At 70.5% G+C, this 17,557-nt stretch carries 19 protein-coding genes; 5 read left to right on the top strand and 14 right to left on the bottom strand.

Translation table 11 applies throughout. The features are described 5' to 3' along the window. Window positions 1-50: 50 nt before the first annotated feature. Complete coding sequence (locus tag ACWEMY_RS22085) at window positions 51-389, bottom strand: hypothetical protein (protein WP_452391530.1); 339 nt, start codon at window positions 387-389, stop codon at window positions 51-53. A 95-nt stretch (window positions 390-484) separates the two neighbouring features. Between ACWEMY_RS22085 and ACWEMY_RS22090 the strand changes: the two genes are divergently transcribed. Next, a complete protein-coding gene (locus ACWEMY_RS22090) occupies window positions 485-1,324 on the top strand; it encodes a sterol desaturase family protein (protein WP_452391555.1) in 840 nt (279 codons plus the stop codon). After that, window positions 1,321-1,818, top strand: a complete 498-nt coding sequence (locus ACWEMY_RS22095; RefSeq protein WP_452391531.1) for a DoxX family protein — start codon at window positions 1,321-1,323, stop codon at window positions 1,816-1,818. The genes ACWEMY_RS22090 and ACWEMY_RS22095 overlap by 4 nt, the downstream gene beginning before the upstream one ends. Window positions 1,819-1,869: 51 nt before the next feature. Here ACWEMY_RS22095 and ACWEMY_RS22100 read toward each other — a convergent pair whose 3' ends face one another. From ACWEMY_RS22100 to ACWEMY_RS22150, 11 genes are all read right to left on the bottom strand, one after another. Next, window positions 1,870-3,186: a lipase family protein gene (locus ACWEMY_RS22100; RefSeq protein ID WP_452391532.1), complete on the bottom strand. Its 1,317-nt coding sequence runs from the start codon at window positions 3,184-3,186 to the stop codon at window positions 1,870-1,872. A 162-nt stretch (window positions 3,187-3,348) separates the two neighbouring features. Next, the gene (locus ACWEMY_RS22105; protein WP_452391533.1) at window positions 3,349-4,143 is read right to left on the bottom strand and encodes an MBL fold metallo-hydrolase; all 795 of its coding nucleotides are present in this window, start codon (window positions 4,141-4,143) and stop codon (window positions 3,349-3,351) included. Window positions 4,144-4,145: 2 nt separating this feature from the next. After that, on the bottom strand, window positions 4,146-4,739 hold the full coding sequence (locus ACWEMY_RS22110) for a hypothetical protein (protein ID WP_452391534.1): 594 nt from the start codon (window positions 4,737-4,739) through the stop codon (window positions 4,146-4,148). A 21-nt stretch (window positions 4,740-4,760) separates the two neighbouring features. Beyond that, on the bottom strand, window positions 4,761-5,720 hold the full coding sequence (locus tag ACWEMY_RS22115) for an MlaD family protein (protein ID WP_452391535.1): 960 nt from the start codon (window positions 5,718-5,720) through the stop codon (window positions 4,761-4,763). After that, entirely contained in the window at window positions 5,717-6,784 is a 1,068-nt protein-coding gene (locus ACWEMY_RS22120; RefSeq protein ID WP_452391536.1) for an MlaD family protein, read from the bottom strand. Before ACWEMY_RS22120 ends, ACWEMY_RS22115 begins: the two co-directional genes overlap by 4 nt. Next, entirely contained in the window at window positions 6,781-7,851 is a 1,071-nt protein-coding gene (locus tag ACWEMY_RS22125) for an MlaD family protein (RefSeq protein WP_452391537.1), read from the bottom strand. Before ACWEMY_RS22125 ends, ACWEMY_RS22120 begins: the two co-directional genes overlap by 4 nt. Further along, window positions 7,851-8,870 carry an MlaD family protein gene (locus ACWEMY_RS22130; protein ID WP_452391538.1) on the bottom strand — a complete coding sequence of 340 codons (1,020 nt, stop codon included), beginning with the start codon at window positions 8,868-8,870 and terminating at the stop codon, window positions 7,851-7,853. The genes ACWEMY_RS22125 and ACWEMY_RS22130 overlap by 1 nt, the downstream gene beginning before the upstream one ends. After that, entirely contained in the window at window positions 8,858-9,865 is a 1,008-nt protein-coding gene (locus ACWEMY_RS22135) for an MCE family protein (RefSeq protein WP_452391539.1), read from the bottom strand. The genes ACWEMY_RS22130 and ACWEMY_RS22135 overlap by 13 nt, the downstream gene beginning before the upstream one ends. Next, window positions 9,862-10,899, bottom strand: coding sequence for an MlaD family protein (locus tag ACWEMY_RS22140; RefSeq protein ID WP_452391540.1), 1,038 nt, complete (start codon window positions 10,897-10,899; stop codon window positions 9,862-9,864). The genes ACWEMY_RS22135 and ACWEMY_RS22140 overlap by 4 nt, the downstream gene beginning before the upstream one ends. A gap of 3 nt (window positions 10,900-10,902) precedes the next feature. Beyond that, window positions 10,903-11,763 carry an ABC transporter permease gene (locus ACWEMY_RS22145; protein WP_452391541.1) on the bottom strand — a complete coding sequence of 287 codons (861 nt, stop codon included), beginning with the start codon at window positions 11,761-11,763 and terminating at the stop codon, window positions 10,903-10,905. Further along, window positions 11,760-12,587 (bottom strand): MlaE family ABC transporter permease, encoded by an 828-nt coding sequence (locus ACWEMY_RS22150; RefSeq protein WP_452391542.1) that lies wholly within the window; start codon window positions 12,585-12,587, stop codon window positions 11,760-11,762. Before ACWEMY_RS22150 ends, ACWEMY_RS22145 begins: the two co-directional genes overlap by 4 nt. 275 nt (window positions 12,588-12,862) lie before the next feature. Here ACWEMY_RS22150 and ACWEMY_RS22155 point away from each other — a divergent pair, with 275 nt between their 5' ends. The 3 genes from ACWEMY_RS22155 (at window position 12,863) to ACWEMY_RS22165 (ending at window position 15,372) form a co-directional block, all read left to right on the top strand. Continuing rightward, entirely contained in the window at window positions 12,863-14,104 is a 1,242-nt protein-coding gene (locus tag ACWEMY_RS22155) for a PucR family transcriptional regulator (RefSeq protein WP_452391543.1), read from the top strand. Between the two features lie 123 nt (window positions 14,105-14,227). Next, window positions 14,228-14,446: a hypothetical protein gene (locus ACWEMY_RS22160; RefSeq protein WP_452391544.1), complete on the top strand. Its 219-nt coding sequence runs from the start codon at window positions 14,228-14,230 to the stop codon at window positions 14,444-14,446. Window positions 14,447-14,448: 2 nt separating this feature from the next. After that, the gene (locus ACWEMY_RS22165) at window positions 14,449-15,372 is read left to right on the top strand and encodes a hypothetical protein (protein ID WP_452391545.1); all 924 of its coding nucleotides are present in this window, start codon (window positions 14,449-14,451) and stop codon (window positions 15,370-15,372) included. A 102-nt stretch (window positions 15,373-15,474) separates the two neighbouring features. Here ACWEMY_RS22165 and ACWEMY_RS22170 read toward each other — a convergent pair whose 3' ends face one another. Beyond that, on the bottom strand, window positions 15,475-16,695 hold the full coding sequence (locus tag ACWEMY_RS22170) for a serine hydrolase domain-containing protein (RefSeq protein ID WP_452391546.1): 1,221 nt from the start codon (window positions 16,693-16,695) through the stop codon (window positions 15,475-15,477). A gap of 194 nt (window positions 16,696-16,889) precedes the next feature. Beyond that, the gene (locus tag ACWEMY_RS22175; RefSeq protein WP_452391547.1) at window positions 16,890-17,429 is read right to left on the bottom strand and encodes a hypothetical protein; all 540 of its coding nucleotides are present in this window, start codon (window positions 17,427-17,429) and stop codon (window positions 16,890-16,892) included. Between the last annotated feature and the right edge of the window lie 128 nt (window positions 17,430-17,557).

Raw genomic sequence — 17,557 nt, forward strand, 5'->3', positions numbered from 1 at the left:
CCCCCGGTGCCGCGCTCGCGACATCGGGGAACACCCTGATCCGGCGTGTCTCAGAGCCGGAAGACGCGCCCGCCCACGCCGTAGCCCGCGCTGACCCAGCCGGGACCGATGCAGCCGATACTGGCGGCCTGCCCGACCGGCAGATCCCGGCGGAGGGTGTACTGGCCGAGTGCGGGCGGCAGCGTGGTGAAGTCGTAGCCGAGGCAGTCGACCTCGATCCGGTAGGTACCCGGTTCGCCCTGGCATTGCCCGTTGAACGCCCACGGCCCGTTCATCGACCCCTGGCAGCCCGGGTCGGCGGCCGCCGTGCCGGAGGCCAGGCCGGTCAGTGCCACCGCGACCGCGGGGACCACCAGACACATCGCCAGTGCTCGAGCCGAGGTTCGCATACCGTCTCCGATCGTTGTTCTCGCTCACTACCTGTCATGGGATGTATGCGCGCGGCACGACAACTCGTTACAGACGCGTTGACTCGTAATCCACTCTGGTCTTCATCGCGATCGAGGCGGTGAGCCTGCGCCACGCGCACGCCGAGGACGCCCCGCGCGCCTACTCCCCGATCGATACCCGGACCAGCCTCAGCATGGGGATGGGTTCCGTCGTGGCGATGTCGGTGTTCAAGGTGCTCACCCTGGTGTTGTTCGTGATCCTGTACACCGAGCTGGCACCGTGGCATCTGCCGACCGGGGCGTGGTGGTACTGGCCGGTGCTGCTGCTGGTGGTCGATTTCGCCTGGTACTGCAATCACCGGTTCTCCCACCGGGTCCGTATCGGCTGGGCCGCGCACCAGGCCCATCACTCCAGCGAGTACTTCAATCTGGGCACGGCGCTGCGGCAGAAGTGGAATCCGTGGTCGGAGGCGATCTTCTGGGCGCCGTTGCCACTGCTCGGCTTCGCGCCGTGGACCATCTACGTGGCCTTCGCGCTGAACCTGATCTACCAGTTCTTCACCCACACCGAGACCATCGGGAAGCTCTGGCGCCCGGTCGAATTCGTGTTCAACACGCCTTCGCACCACCGGGTGCACCACGGCAGCGATCCGGAGTACCTGGACCGCAACTACGGCGGCATCCTGATCCTCTGGGACCGCCTGTTCGGCACCTTCCAGCGCGAATTGCACACGCCCACCTACGGTTTGACCACGCCCGTCGGCACCTACAACCTGCTGCGGCTGCAGTATCACGAATACGGCAACATCATTCGCGACGTCCGCGCCGCCACCCGCTGGCGGGACCGGTTCGGCTACGTGTTCGCGCCGCCGGGGTGGCAGCCCGCCGACAAGCGCGCGTCCGCGGTGGTCGAGACGAAGAAGCAGGCGGCGTGACCTCGGTCGACACCGCTGCCCTCATCCTGCGCGCCACCGTCGGCGCCGTCGTCCTCGCGCACGGGGTGAACCACGCGTGGGGCAGCGGTGGGATCGCCGGGACCGCGGGCTGGTTCGCCTCGATCGGGTTGCGGCCCGGCCGGGTGCACGCCGTGCTCGCGACCGTCACCGAGATCGGCGCGGGCGCTCTGCTTCTCGTGGGTCTGCTGTCGCCCTTCGCGGCGGCCGCGGTGGTGTCCACCATGGTGGTCGCGCTGGTCACCGCGCATCGGGGCAACGGGTTCTTCATCTTCCGGCCCGGTCAGGGCTGGGAGTACACCGCGGTACTCGCCGCCACCGCCGCCGCGCTCGCGGCCCTGGGACCGGGATGCTGGTCGCTGGACGGGCTGCTCGGGATCGCCGTCGACGGGGCGGGCGCGCTGGCCGTCGCCGTGGGGCTCGGGGTGCTGTCGGCCGCCTTGCTGCTCGGCGCCCGCTGGCGGCCCACGCGCTGAGCTGTGGTCGTCCCGCCGCGGCGAATCCCGGGCGGGACAACCCCTTCCGGCTCAGGCGGAGACGTCGCGTCCGCTCAGCATGCGCGCGCACACCCGCAGGAACCGCCACAGCCCCGGCAGCGTGCCGCGGCGGGCGAGGACGGTGGTGACGGTACTGGTGGTGGACGCCGGAAGCGGACGCCCGGCGAAGCGGTCGTCGAGCCAGTCGTACATCAGCGGGGCGGCGAAGATCGCCAGGGTCAGGTGTTCGCTGAGGCGATCGCGCAGGTAGGTGACGTGGGCGCCCGCGGCGTGGTAACGCTGCACCTGACCGTCGACGTCGTCGACGGAGATGAGCGGATCGGCGACGCTCTGGACCACGAGCATCGGCATCGACGGTGTGTGCAGACCCAGCTGCAGGCTCTGCAGCAGTTCGACGATCTGCGGGCGGGCCAGCACATCGGCCAGCGGGGTCGTCATCATCGAATCCCAGTCCATCCGGGGCGCGCTCAGCACCGCGCCCACCGTGGTCCGGTCGGTGAGCGCGTTCAGGCGGCGTTGCGCGGTGGCGGTGGTGGTTTCGTTCAGGGCGGCGTCGAGCGCCGGGGAGACCCGGCGCAATCCGGCCACCACCATCCCGGGCAGGCCGGAGAACACCGAGCCGTTCAGGCGCAGGAACGTGGAGGCCGGGTCGCCGACCGGGGACCCGGCGGCGGCGCCGACGATATTGAGTTCGGGCGCGTAGGAGTCGGCCATCTCCGCGGTCCACGAGGTGGCCATACCGCCGCCGGAGTAGCCGAACAGGCCGACCTGGGTGTCCGGATCGAGGCCGAGTTCGGGGAATCCGAGGGTGGCCCTGATGCCGTCGAGCGAGCGGTAGCCGGGTTCGCGGGGCGCGCCGAACACGCCGAGCATGCCCTCGTGGTCGGGCACCGCGACGATCCAGCCGCGATCGAGCGCGGCTCCGATGAGGAACAGCTCGAACTGGGGTACCGCGCCGAGCGCGCGGGACCCCTGGCGTAGCGCGTAGGACGGAAAACACTGCGAGGACACCGCGTCGATCGCACACTGGAAGCTGACCACCCGGTCGGGGGTGCCGGTGGCCCGCGGTGGCACCAGCACGGTGACCACGGTGGAGTCGGGGCGTCCGTCCAGGTCGCTGGTGCGGTAGAGCAGCTGCCAGGCGGTGAAGGAGGGCTGGCGGACGAGACCGAAGGCGCCGATGGTGACCGGTCGGCAGTGCAGGATCGTGCCGAGCGCCGTCGCCTCCCAGCCGCGCGGCGGGGTGTGGAACGGATCGTCCTCGGGACGCAATGTCCTGGTGGGATGCGGGAACTGCCGCGGTTCCACCGGCGCGCAGTCGTCGTAGACGTCGACATTGACGGTCATCTCGGGTCCTTCCTGCCCGGAGCCCCCATTGGCTCCGGTGTGCGGTCGCCGCCGTCCCCGGCGCCCGAGGGGCACCGAAACACACACGGCCTCACCATGATTGTTCTGGAACCACGTGGTCTCTGTCACTGTACGAAAGCGAGAATCCGCGGCTCTTGTTCCTCACATCTCCCGAATACCCGATCCGGCGGCCCGCTCGCGCAGGGTAGTCAGCATGACCGGATCGTGGGAACTGAACACGGTGAGCCGGGGATCGCGCCGGGCCAGATCGGCCAGGGCGCGGGTGTTGTGCCAGCGGGTGAGCGCCGCGCGCGGGCTGGGATCGCCGTAGGCCGACATCGCGACCCGGCGCACCGTGCTGTCGAGATCGCGGCGGGTGAGGAACGCGTCGCCCGCGTGCAGCAACCAGCCCGTCGGGGTGTTCACGGCGACGCCAACGTGGCCGCGGGTGTGCCCGTAGAGCGGTACGACGAGGATGTCGTCACCGAGACCGGGCAGGTCCCGTACGGCGTTCAGGCCGAGCCAGGTGTCGGAACCACCCGCCTCGTTGACGACCCAGCGCGGCCCGTGCGCCCACTGCACCGGGCGATACCTCGGTCGTTCCCGCCGGTGCGGCGCGAGCGCGGCCCGTAACTCGGGGCCGTGCACGTGGATACGCGCGTCCGGGAAGTCGGCGAGGCCACCGGCGTGATCGAAGTCGAGGTGGGTGAGCACGATGTCGCTGACATCGGCGGCCCGGTACCCGAGCCGCTCGACCTGCGCGCGGGCGGTGGTGTCGTGATCGATGCGCAGGCGCAGCAGGTGCCGGGCCGCGCCGAGCCTGCGGGCGGGTGCGGTGACATCGTCGGTGCCGAAACCGGTGTCGACCAGGATCAACCGGTGTTCGGTCTCGAGCAGCAGGCAGTGGTCGACCAGGCCGCCGATCATCGGGCCGCAGTCGAGGTGATGGACGCGCACGGCTACTTCAGCGGCAGCGCGCCACCGGCGCCGCCCACGTCGACGACCTGCCAGCCGTTGCCCGCGTCCACGGTGACCGCGTAGTGCACGGTGGTGCGGGTCTTGTCGGGGGTCTGTGCGCTGGTGGAATCCACGTCGACGTACACGTCGACCTGGTACACCCCCGCCGACTCGGAGGCCACCTTCGCGCTGCCCGCCGTGCCCTCCGAGGCCCACTGCATCGGGACGAGGATCTCGGTGAGTTTCGGTGCGGTGGCGTCGAACTTGGCCGCCAGCTCGGTCGAGGTGCCCGCCTTGAGCCTGCCGACCCAGGAGTCGACATCGCGGTAGTCGACCCGGGAGGCGCCCACGGCGTAGTCGGTGGCCACGCGCTCGGCCCGCGACACATCGGCGGCGTGCTGCCGGTCGGCGTTCAGATCGGCGCGCGCGTTCCACCACAGCACGGCGAAGCACAGGCCCGCGAGCACACCGAGGACGGTCAGCGCGCCGGTCAGCAGGGTCGACACCGGGAGGGTCACCTGCCGTCCCGGCGTGCGGTCCGGGCGCGGCGCGTCGTCGGTGGTCTCGCCGGGGGCGTCCAGGGTCTGTGTACTCATCTGATTACCTCGATTGCCTTGCTATTTGACGTTGATCCGCAGGTGCAGGGCCCCGGCGGGGGCACTGGCGGCAGCCGCGGAGCCGATCAGCGCGCTCAGGTCCAGCCGGCTCGCCGAGTCGGTGGCGGCGTCGGCGAGTGGTTGCAGCGCGGGGGCCAGTGGCGCGAGTTCCGGGCCCACCCGGTCGATCCAGTCGGTCAGCTGGTCGAGGAACGGGACCAGGCCGTGGCCCTCGACATACATCTCCGGGGTGTTCCCGGTGCTCGCCAGCCGCTGCACCGCCTCGGCGATCTCGTCGACGCGCTGACCGAACTCGACGAATTTCGGCGCGGCGGCCTCGAACGAGGGCCCGGCCCAGGTCATGTCGGGAGTGATCCGCTCGAGATCGGTGAGCAGCTCGCCGTAGGTGGCCGCGCGGCTCATCAGCATCGCCGCCACCAGGTCACCGGCGCGCGCCAGCCGCGGCACCAGCTGCCCGGTGTCGCGCAGGGCGACCTCGGCCGTGCCGACCAGCCGGTCGAGGACCTGCGGGTCGAGCTGATCCATCGCCGCGGTGACCAGCCGGGCCACCTCCGCGAGGGGTATCGGCGCGCGGATGCGCTCCCCCGCCAGTGTCTGCCCGTCACGCAGGTACGGGCCCTGCGGGGAACTCGGCGCGAACACCACATACGGCTCGCCGAGCCCGGACAGCGATTCGATGAACACCGTGCTGTCGACCGGGATCTCGTAGCGTCCGTCGATCTCGAAACGCACCTCGACCTGCTCGCGCGACCGCCGCACCCCGGTCACCGAGCCGACCTCGACACCGCGCAGCAGGATCGGCGAACCCGGTTGCAGCCCGGCCGAATCCGGGAGTTCCAGGGTGGCGGCGAACCGGTCGCGCAGCGGTTCGTAGCGCACCACACCGAAGGTCAGATAGCCCACGCCGACCAGGGATATCACCGCGATGCCGAGCAGCGACAACAGCGGACCGGGCTTCATCGCACCGCCCCGATCATCCGCAGCGCCTGGGTGATCGCGTCGACCTGGTTCTCGGTGCCCGCCGGACCGTCCTGGCTCGTGCCGACCCGCGCGCCGGTGACGTTCACCTTCGGCCCCCGTTCGACGAACGGGATGATCCGGTCGCGGATCAACGCCACCAGGGCATTGAGGTTCGACGGTGCCGACAGGTCCAGCGGCCTGCCGGTGAGCGCCAGCGGCACGAACGCCCTGGCCGCCGCGTCACCGGAGGCGGCCAGCGGCGCCAGCCAGGCCAGCGAGTGCGCCACGCCGCCGAGCGCGCCGAGCACCCCGACGACATCGACGATGGAGGCGACCGCGGCCGAGGCCTGGGCGACCCCGGGTTCGGTGAGCAGCTCGGCGAGCTGCTCTTTCCTGGCCTCGACGGTGTCGGCGGTGCGGCTCATGCCGTCGAGCAGGGCGTCGGCCGCGTGCAGGTTCGCCGCGAGATCCTGGATGTCGGACCCGATCACCTGGGCGATGCGCCGGGTCTCGGCCGGATCGTCCGGGAGCACCGTGTTGAGCTGGTCGACGATGTCCTGGAAGCGCGTGATCGCCCCGCCCTGGACCAGGGTGGACAGCCCGGCGAGGGTGTCCTCGATCTGGGCGGCGGGTTTGGTCTGCGCCCGCGGGATCACTCCGCCGGGGCCGAGTTCGGGGGCCTGCCCGCCCGGGGTGGCCGTGAGTTCGATGTGGATGTCACCGAGGACGGTGTTCTGGCGCAACTGGGCGACGGTGTCGGCGCGCAGCACGACCGAGTCGGTGATGTCGGTGGTGACCACCACATAGCCACCGGAGGCGGCGTCGACCACCTCGACGTTCGACACCGTCCCGACCCGGACGCCGTCGGCCATCACCTTCGCCCTGGCGGGCAGATTGAGCGCGTTCGCGAACTCGATCCGCACCGGATAGGTCGCGCCCGCGACATTCGAGCCGGGTACCGGCACGGACGCGGGATCGAACCCGCACCCGGTGAGCGCCAGCACGGCGGCGACGGTCACCACCGTCACCGAACGCCACCGGCGTGCCCGCAACGAGTCCTTCATCGCCCTCCTGCCAATCCGAATACCAGCCGCGACAAGGGGATCCGCGCGGGATCGCACTGTGGGTCGCCGACCGACGCGCACACCTGGGCCGCCAGCTCCGGAGGCAGCGCGACCTGCGGTGCGGCGTAGTCGATCCCGCGAGCCGGGTCGGCCGCCGCGGTGACGGCCGCGGTCAGCACGGGCACCCGGACCGCGATGTCGCGCAGGGTGTCCACATTGAGCCGGATCAGCCGCACGAGCGGGACCGTGGCGTCGAGCACCCGGAAGATCGGGTCACCGAACATCGTGGTGATCTCGTTGAGCATCGGGAGCACCCGCTGGAACCCGTCGATGATCTCGACGGTGCGGCTGAACAATTCGTTGTTCACCTGGTCGAGCACGGTGGCCAGCCGGGTCAGCATCAACCGGATGTCACCCCAGCGGTCGGCCACGCTGCCCGAGATCGCCGCGAGCGAGTCGATGACACCGCCCAGGTGCGCGATCGCGGCGTCGGGGCTGTCGAGCAGGGCGGCCAGATCGGTGATCCCGGCATTGATCTCGGGTCCGGTGCCCGCCGTGGCGCTGTCGAGCGCGGCCAGCCCGCGGCGCAGCGCGTCACGCGTGCCCGGCTCGGAACCGAGGGTCTGGCGGGCCAGCCCGGCGACGGCGTCGAGGGTCTGGGTCATGCTCTTGGGGGTGAGTGTCCTGGTGAGGCAGCCGTTGGCGTCGCGGGCCCCGCCGGGGGCGCCGCCGGGCAGCACGGCCAGTTCCCGGTCGGCGACGATGGTGTCCGAGACCGTGACGGCCGCGGCGTCGGCGGGTACCGGGTGGCGTTCGTCGACGGTGAAATCGACCCGCACCGTCGCACCGCGCGGATCGATCGCGGTGATCTCCCCGACGGTCATGCCGCGCAGCGTGACGTGATTGCCGACGTAGAGCCCGATGGTGTCGGGCAGCAGCGCGCAGTAGGCCCGGGTGGCCACCGGCGGGCGCAGGACCAGCAGATAGGCGGCGACCGCCAGCAGCGACACCATGAGGGTGGCGACGACGGAGACGAACCCGCGTGAGGAGACCAGTCCGCGCAGCATCAGCACACCCTTCCCGGCACCGGCACACACACCGTGGCCGCCGACTGGTCGACGACCACAGTGCCCGGCACCGGCACCAGCGCGCCCAGTTCCTGGGCCAGCCCGTGCACGCCGTCGATGACGGGCTGCAAGCGGTCACCGAGGGCGATGAGTTCGGGCACGGCGTCGGCGAGCTTGCGCGCCAGCGGTTGCAGGGTCGATTCCCAGGACGGCTGGACACCGGCCAGCCGGCTGACCACCCGGTCGAGCTGTTCCACCGCGGTCCTGACCTCGCTCTGTTTGTCGGCCAGCACCGTCTCCAGCAGGGCGATCTTCTCGACCATCCTGCCGAGTTCGCCGCGGGCCTGGTCGACGGCGCCGAGTTGTTCGTCCGCGATGGCGATCGCCTTGGCGACCTCCTCGCGCTGACGATCCAGTGCGGCGATGAACTGCCCGATCCCGGCGACGGTCTCGCGGACGCCGTCCGGGCTCGCGGTGATCGAGGCACCGAGCGCCTCGAGGTTGGCCCGCACCTGGTCGCCGTCGATCGCCCGGACCGGCTCGACGGCGTCCTGGAATGCCTGGGCCAGGTTGTAGGGCAGGCGCACCCGGTCGGCGGGGATCGGGGTGTCGCCCAGCGGGCTGGTGCCCGCGGGCATCAGGGCGACGTAGTGTCCGCCGACGATGGTGAGCATGCGGATGTCCAGGCCGGTCTCGGCGCCGACGAAGACCTCGCCGTCGACGGTGAAGGTCATCTCGACGTCGTCGTCGGTGAGCTCGAGCCCGGTCACCGAGCCGACCGGCACCCCGGCCAGGCGCACGTCGTCGCCGACCCGCACGGCCTGGGCCTCGGGCAGCAGCGCGGTGTAGGTCCGTTTGCCGAAGGGCACCGCGTACAGCACGCCCACCGTGAGCAGGACCAGCACCAGCGCGACGATTCCGGCCACACCGACCCACCATTCGGCGCGCCGCACCGCTGTCTCGTCGCGGCTGGTGACCAGCGCGCGCACGCGGGCGATGGCCCGTGTCAGCCGCGACATACCGACACCCGCTGCCCGGAGAACAGGATGGCCGCGGGCTCGGGCACCTCGGCCGCGCCCTTGGCACAGGTCTTCTCCACGGTCGCGCCGGTGGCGGGCAGCGCGGCACGCAGGCCCGCGAGCAGCGAGGGCAGCTTGCCGAGGACCTCGGCGACCGCGGCCGGATCGGGCACCGCCTGGCGCAGCGCGGCGGCCAGGTCGGGGTTCTCGTCCTCGGTCAGGCCGAAGGTCGCCAGCAGGGAGTCGACCGGGCCGAGCACCGGCGGGGCCGTCAACGCGAAGTCGACCAGGCCGTCGATCTTGATCTGCAGCGAGGTGAACACGTCGGCCAGCTTCGCCAGCAGGGTCACCAGGTGCTGGGACCGGCCGCCGAGCGCGTCGGAGATCCCGGCGAGATTGCTGATCAGCGTGGTGATCACCGCCTGCCGGTCGGTGACATAGCCGCTGAGGGCGCCGATGGCCGCCAGCGCGGGACCGATGCCCGCGCCGTCGCCCTCGATCACCGCGAGCAGGCTGGTGGTGAATTGATTCAGTGCCTCGGGTGACAGGGTCGCCAGCACCGGCTTCAAACCGTTGAACAGGGCCGTCACATCGAAGGACGGGATCGTGCGGTCGGTGCCGATGGTGGCGCCCGCCGGGGTCGTCCCGGCCGGAGCCTGCGGTTGTTGCAGGTCGACATAGCGCTGCCCGGTGAGGTTCTGGTACCGGATCGCCAGGCGCGAGTTCGCGTGCACGGCAGTGCCTTCGCGCACCGTGAAGCCGACCACGGCCTCGGTGCCGCGCAGCGAGATGTCGTTCACCTTGCCGATCTGCACCCCGTAGAGGCGGATGTCGTCACCGGTCTTCAAGCCGTTCACGTCGGTGAACACGGCCCGGTAGGCGACCGTGTCGCCCGCGACGGGACGCTGGATGGCGGTGACCACCAGTCCCAGCACCGCGAGCATCGTCGCGGCGAAAAGCACCAGCCGCCAGGCGGCTCCACCGACCGAGGTCATCGCGGCACCTCCTGCCCGGTCAGCAGCGGGATCATCGGGACCGGCGCGATGCGCAGATCCACGTCGACGTCGAGCACCGGACCCGCCGGGGAATCGCTGAAGGCCGAGCGCAGATTCGCCAGCAGCGCCGTGAGCTCGGCACTGCTGCGCTGCGGATCGGGGACGGCGTTCGCCACCGCCGACAGCAGCGGCACCGCCATCGCGACATAGGCCGGGAACTGCTCGCCCGCGTGGTCGAGCATCGTCTGCAACGCCGGGAACAGCTGCTCGACCACCATGGTCACGGTGGCGTCGAAGCGCGGGCGGTTCTCGCGCAGCGCGTCGATCCGGTAGACGCGGTCGATCACGTCGACCGTGGCGCTCGCGAACGGCGCGACACCGCCCAGCGCCGTGCCGAGCCGCTCGAGCTGGAACGAGGGCGGCAGGGTCTGGTGATCGGCGATGGTGCGCCCGGTGACGACCATGGCCTGTAGCAGCGGAGTGAAGGCTTTGGTATCGGTGGCCAGCTGGTCGAGCACGACCGCGACCCGGGCGGCCAGCGCCTGGTCACCGACCGTGGACAACCCGCGCAACAGGGCACCCATCGTCGCGTCGACGGCTTCGTCGGCTCGCGCGCCGGTCAGGTCGACCACCGAGCCGCTGCGCAGCGGCGCTCCCCCACGGCCGGGCCGCAGCTGGATCTCGCTGATGCCGAACAGGTTCGAGGTCGCGTAGTCGACGGTCATGCTGTCGTCGATCCCGGCGAGCTGGTCCCGGTCGACATCCAGGGTGACGGTCTGTCGTCCCGTTCCCGCCGGGGTGATCCCGGTGACCTTCCCGACCACCACGCCGTCGGCGCGCACCCGGGTCCCGACGACGATCCCGTCCCCGAGTCGCTCGGTGCGCAACACGACCTCGATGCCCGCGAGTTCCTCGCCGTGCGTGGCGACCCGCCAGCCGAGCAGCCCGGCCGCGACGGCGACGAGTGCCACGGCCCCCACCACCAGCGCCGCGCGCTGCCCGATGGCCACCCCCGGCAATCCGTAATTCGGCATCCCCTACCCCGTGAAATCGATGGCGGCGTTGAATCCCCACAACGCGATGGACAGCAACATGTCGATGGCGATGATCGCGACGAAACTGGCGCGCACCGCCCGGCCGGACGCGATACCGACACCCTGCGGGCCCCCGGCGGCGAAAAAGCCGTAGTAGCACTGGATCAGGATCACCACCGTCGCGAAGATCGCGACCTTCACCACCGCGGCGACGATGTCGAACCCGGTGACGAACTGGAAGAAGTAGTGGTCGTAGACGCCCGCGGACTGGCCGTGCACCATCGTGATCACCGCCCGGCAGGACAGATACGACAGGATCAGCCCGATCAGGAAGGTCGGCACGATCGCGATGGCGCCGGCGATCACCCGGGTGGTCACCACGAACGGGACCGAGCGCAGGCCCAGCGCCTCGATGGCGTCGATCTCCTCGGAGATGCGCATGGAGCCGATCTCGGCGGTCATCCGGCAGCCCGCCTGCGCGGCGAAACCGATCGCGGCGGCGATGGGGGCGAGCTCACGGGTGGTGGCGTAGGCCGAGATCAGCCCGGTCACCGGTCCCATCCCGAGCATGTTCAGGGTGGCGAAGGACTCCACCGCCACCGAACCGCCCATGGCCAGGCCGAGCACGATCATCATCGGCACCGTGCCGCCGCCGACGATCACCGAGCCACTGCCCCAGGTCATCCCGGAGATCGAGCGCAGTGTCTCGGCGCGGTAGCGGCGCAGGGTCAGCGGGATCGCCGAGAGCGCCTGCCACACGAAACCCAGGGCGAAGCCGAGGTTTTCGAGCGGGCGGGTGAGGCCGCCGTTGCGGCGCCAGCGCTCGAGGCGGCCCAGTCCCCAGGGCGCGTAGGAGGAACTCATGCCAGCCTCGTCGGCAGGAACATCGCGCTCACCTGGGTGATCGCGAGATTGACCACGACGATGCAGACCACCGAGAGCACCACCGAGGCGTTCACCGCGTCGGCCACCCCGCGCGGTCCGCCCTTGGCCTCGAGCCCCCGCTGGCAGGCGATCATCACCACCAGGAACCCGAAGATCACCGCCTTGACCAGCGAGACCCACACATCGGCCACGGTGGTGAACGAACCGAAGGTCGCCCAGTAGCTGCCCGGCGTCACGTTCTGCCCGCCGATCGCCACCAGGTATCCGGCCAGCACGCCCACGAAGATGATGAGGATATTGAGCAGCGGCGCCACCAGCACCATGGCGATCATCCGCGGGATGACCAGCCGGTGCACCGGGCTGATGCCCATGGTGTGCAGCGCGTCGATCTCCTCGCGGATGGTGCGCGCGCCGAGGTCGGCGGCGATGGCCGAGGCGCCCGCGCCGCCGAGCAGGAAGCCGGTCGCCATGGGCGCGCCCTGCTTGATCACCCCGAGGCCGCCGGTGGCGCCGAGCAGCGAGTCGGCGCCGAGGGTGTGGATGAGATTGCCCACCTGCACCGAGACGATCACCCCGAACGGCACCGCCATGAGGATCGCGGGCAGGGCGGTGACCGTCACCAGACGCCAGGCCTGGGTGAGGATCTCCCGCCACTGCAGCTTGCCTGCGGCGAGATCGGTGCAGGCGCCGAACACCGAGGAGACCGCGAGCACCACCGCGCGGCCCAGGGTACGCACCGCCGAACCGAGCGTGCCGGTGACGTTCCGGCCGATCAGCCGGGGCAGGCCCGGAGCCGGTGACACCGTGGTCGCCGGTGATCCACCGGGAAGGTCTTCCGCCAATGCTCCGGTGCCCTTCCCTCGCGAACCGGCCCTGATGTGACCCGGGCCATAACTGTGACGAGGTACGAATCTAGGGAACGCCACATTGTGCTGTCACTGCACGATGTCGAGAACATGCCCGCGCCGATTAGTCTCCGGGAACTAAACGCGCCCGATTATGCTGTTCCACAAAAGCCGGGCAATTGACCAGTTCACGGGAATTTTGCGGGACACTGTTCAACGGTCACAATCAGCCGATGTCGACCGATCGCCCGCTCAGCCTCGAGTCACCGCTCATCAGCCGGTCCATTCCCCGGCTCGCCGAACTCGTGACCGAGGTACTCGACGCGGGCCTGGCCCAGGTCCCCGGGGCCGAGCTGCTGCCGCCCGGCCACTTCGCCGACGATGTCGCCCCCGTGCTGGTGGCGATGGTGGCCGAGGTCCTCCAGGCGATCGACGAACAGCGCGACCTGAATTCCGACCAGATCGCTGCCCTGGTGGCACCGGTGGTCGAACGGCAAGCCGAGGAGCGGATACCGCTGCGACTGGCGGTCAAGGCGTTCTTCGGTGGGGTCCACCGGATGTGGCGCGAGATCGCCGCGCACGCCGAGCCCGCCGACCTGCCCGATCTCATCCGGGTCTCCGACCTGCTGCTCGACCTGCTCGAACAGCAGATCAGCATCATGGCCGAGACCCACGCCGACGTCGTGCAGTCGATCTTCGGCGCCGAGCGCGAGACCCGCCGCGAGCTGACCTCGGCGCTACTGCACGGCGGACCGGCCGAGGAACTCGCCCTGCGCGCCGATGTCACCCTGGCCGACAGCTACGACCTGCTCTCGGTACAGGTCCCACCCAGCGAGCGCCGCGCCGCCTTCGCCGACGACGTCGTCACCCGCCGCCGGGTCCGGCTGGCCAGGGAGATGCTCGACGACCTGTCCGGGATGAGTCCGCTGCACACCTTCGACGGCACCACCGGCTACGTCCTGCTACCACCCCCACCGAACGACACCGACGCGATGCGCTACGGGCACGTGGCGACCGAGCTGTCCCAGCGGCTCGGTACACCCGTGGTGGTACTCGAATTCCACACCGTCCCCAGAACCACACTGCCGCAGGCGGTTCAGGAGATCCGCGAGCTGACCGCGCTGGCGCTGAGCCTGGGCAAACCGACCGGCACCTACACCCTCGACGATCTGATGCTCGAATTCCAGCTCACCCGGCCGGGCCCAGCCCGCGACCGGCTCGCCACCCGCATCGTGCCGCTGCTCGAGCACCCGCATCTGCTCGAGGCGCTGCGCGCGCACATCCGCTTCGGCTGGGACCGCAAACGCGCGGCGGCCGCCGTGCACCTGCATCCGAACAGTTTCAGTTATCGCCTACGCCGGGTCGCCGATCTCACCGGATTCGACCCGTCGGACCCGTATGACTCGCGAATGCTGGCCGCCGCGTTGACGGTGTACGAACTCTTTCCGCCCACGGGCATTTCCGACAACGAATAGCCCCGCGGAGATTTCGTTCCCCGCGACAAACGCGGACGTCCGCCTTTCTCCCTCGCGTGCAGTGACAAGCGCGATTTCCGGATTCGATACTGGTCCTTCGCCGCCCCGAAGGAGAATTCCCTCTTGTCCGACGCCACCACGGCCCTGCTCGCCGAACTCGGCGGTGAGCCCGCCGACGTTCTCGCCCGGCTCACCCCGGAGGAAGCGGTCGCGGTACTCACACTGTTCCTGAGCACCCGGCAGCGCCGTCGCACCGACCTCGACCGCGCGATCGACGACATCCTCGGTTTCCTGCCCCGGCTCGTGCGCATACCCGCCCGCAAGATCATGTTCGGAAAGTAGCCATGACCGATCTGCTCACCCACGGCCAGCTCACCCAGCTCGCACAGACCCTGCAGGCCGGGCCCGGCGAGCTCGCCGGTCTCGCCCGGCTCGGCGCCGAAGATCTGCGCGTCCTGCGGGAACGGTTGTCGGGCTTGCTCTTCGACGCCGACGAACCCGTGTTCGCGCGGCTGTCCAAGCTGTCGCCGCTGGTTCCCACCGCGCTGCTGGTCAAGATCGCCGTCTCCGCGATTCCACCCGAGGTGGCCGGGCGCGCGGGTGGCTCGCTGGGGATCGCCCATCCCGACCGGGTCGCCGAGGTGCTCTCCGCGCTGCCCGCGACCTATCTGGCCGATGCCGCACCGCATCTGGACCCGCGCACCGTGGCCGCGCTCGCGCCCCGGCTCTCGGGCGGGATGCTGATCCCGACCGCCGTCGAACTGCTGCGCCGCCAGGACTACATCACCGCGGGCCGCTTCATCGAGTTCGCCACCGACGCGCTGGTCGACGACCTGGAACAGGGCATCTCCGACGACATCGGCCTGCTGCGCACGGTGGCGACCACCGCCGATTCCGCGCGGCTCGACGCGGTGGTGCGCATGCTCCCGACCGCCCGGCAGGAGACCATCGTTCGCGCGGCCGCGACCGGCACCGACGAGACGTTGCTCGCCGCGCTGTCGGTGCTGGCCAGGGTCGGCGAGGACCTGCGCGCGCGCCTGGCCACCGCACTGGTCGACGGCCTCGACGAGCACCGGCTCGCCCGTCTGGTGTCGGTGGCCGTGGACCACCACGCGCTCGCCGAGTTGTACACCGTGTTCGCCGCCACCGGCGACGACCTCCGCGGCCGGGTCGCCGATGCCATCGACTCCGCCGCCGCGCGAGTCACCCCGGATGCGAGCGCTCACCTGCGCGGCGCGCTGGACGAACTGCGCGCGCTGCGCTCCTGACACGTCTTCCGGGCCGGTCCGCGCGCGGCGGACCGTCCCGGAGGACGGATGATGCCGCCGGTGAACCCTCTCGCCGGCGGCATCGTCGTGTCTGCGGGTCGATCAGCCCGCCAACGGCAGCGGGACCACCTCGCCGGATTCCTTGCCCGCGCCGCGCACGACCGCCGACAGCAGACCCAGCAGCACGAACTGATCACGCGGCAGCAGGCGCGCTTCCGGCGCCCAGTTGTGCACGAAGCCGACCGCCAGCCCCGAGGCCGGATCGGCCCAGCCACCCGAGCCGACGAAGCCGACGTGCCCGAACGCGTTGGGCGCGCCGACCACCGGCCACGAGTGATATCCCAGCCGCCAGCCCATCGGCAGCAGCAGATTGCGATCGGGCAGCACCGACTGCAACCGGGCCATCGTGCGCACCCGCGCCCGCGGGAACAGCGCCGACTCGGTGGCGATCGCGTTGTAGACAGCGGCCAGCGAGCGGGCGGTGAAAACGCCGTTGGCGCCGGGCATCTCGCCGCGCAGGATGGTCGGCTCCGGGCCGGAGGACATCCGGTCGATGCCCTCGGTGTAGATCGAGCGCAGGAATCCCGCGCCCGGCACCGGCGTGCGCGCGGCGAACTTGATCATCAGGCCCGCCTGCGGAATGCCGAACGGGATCTCCGAGCCGTGCGTCCTGGCCACGGTGACCGGCGCGCCCGGCCCCGGGTCACCCAGGTGCAGCCCGCTCTCCCCGAGCGGTTCGGCCAGCTCGGTGCGGTACAGCTCGCCCATGCTCTTGCCGGTGACCGCGCGGGCGATACCGGCGATGAGGGTGCCGTAGGAGATCGCGTGATAGGCCGGAATCCCCCGGAACCGGTCCGGCGCCGCCGCGGCGAGCCGATCCTCGATCAGCTCGTGATCGGCGAGCTCGTCGACACTGCGCGCGAACACCCCGATCCGCGAGAGCCCCGCCCGATGACTCATCGCCTCGGCGACGGTGATCCCCGCCTTGCCCTTCACCCCGAACTCCGGCCAGTACTCCGCCACCGGCGCCGCGTAGTCCACCAGTCCGCGCTCGGCCAGCAGATGCAGCACCGTCGAGGTCACGCCCTTGGACGTGGAATACGACAGCGCCGCCGTGTTCTCCTGCCAGGGCACCGTCTCCGCCGCGTCGGCCCACCCGGTCCAGACGTCGACCACCCGGACACCCCGGTGATACACCGCCAGCGCCCCACCACCGCGCCGATTCCCGAACAACCGCCCGAACCGCTCGACGGCCTCCCGGAACCCCGGCGCCGAACTACCACGAATCCCCGGCGCTTCCGCCCCCGACGACGCTGCACACATGACCGAACCTCACTTGTCACCATTGACAGACCCACGCCGGATCACTCCGAAACAGGCCGGAATGTTCACGTTACCGAACATCAACAGTCATTTCGAGACCCCGAACCCCCCACCCCCGTTCCGCGCCACAATTCCTCCCCAACGAAGAATTCCCCCGCCCTCATTGGTCTCGAGAGACTAAGCCCGGTCAGCGCTCAGTAGACAGCGCTCCAGTACTCGTTCACCGTCCAGGTCACCGCGCGGGTTCCCGGGCGATTCGGATCGTCGGTGACCGTGATCGTGGCGCGGGCCAGGTCGATCTTCATGCCGTCTACGCCCACGAACTGCTGGCTGTTGGCGGTGAAGGTGAAGAAGGTGCCCTCGAACGGGTCCGGCCGCAGGCCCGGCGACGATGCCCGCAGCAGCCGGGTGCCTGCGCGGTCCTCGCACACGACGAATCGCTGGTCCCCGCCGACCGGAGTGCCCTGGAAGACGGTGACCGGCCGTCCGGTGGTCTGACCGACCAGCAGGACCAGCCGTTCGGTGTCCGCGCAGCGGGCGAAGGAGTCGCGGTAGCCGGACGCGTCGGTGCCGCTGGGCAGCTGGCCGTCGGTCTGCACCGGCACGGCCTTCGTGGTGGATGCCACCGACGGGCTCGGCGCAACCGCCGACGCGTTCTCACCGGAGCAGGCCGCCATCGAGCAGATCACCGCGGCCCCGGCCACCACCGAGAACACCTTATGTTCCGAAATCACTTGGGAATGCTAGCAATTCGGACATACTCGCCCCTGCGGCGCCGAGAGGCGATGCGGATCGTGCCTTCGGGTTGAGCACCGACGGTGTCGGACGCCCGAGAGATCACCCGGTTCGGGTGAGGCGTCAC

Source organism: Nocardia sp. NPDC004415 (assembly GCF_053602435.1).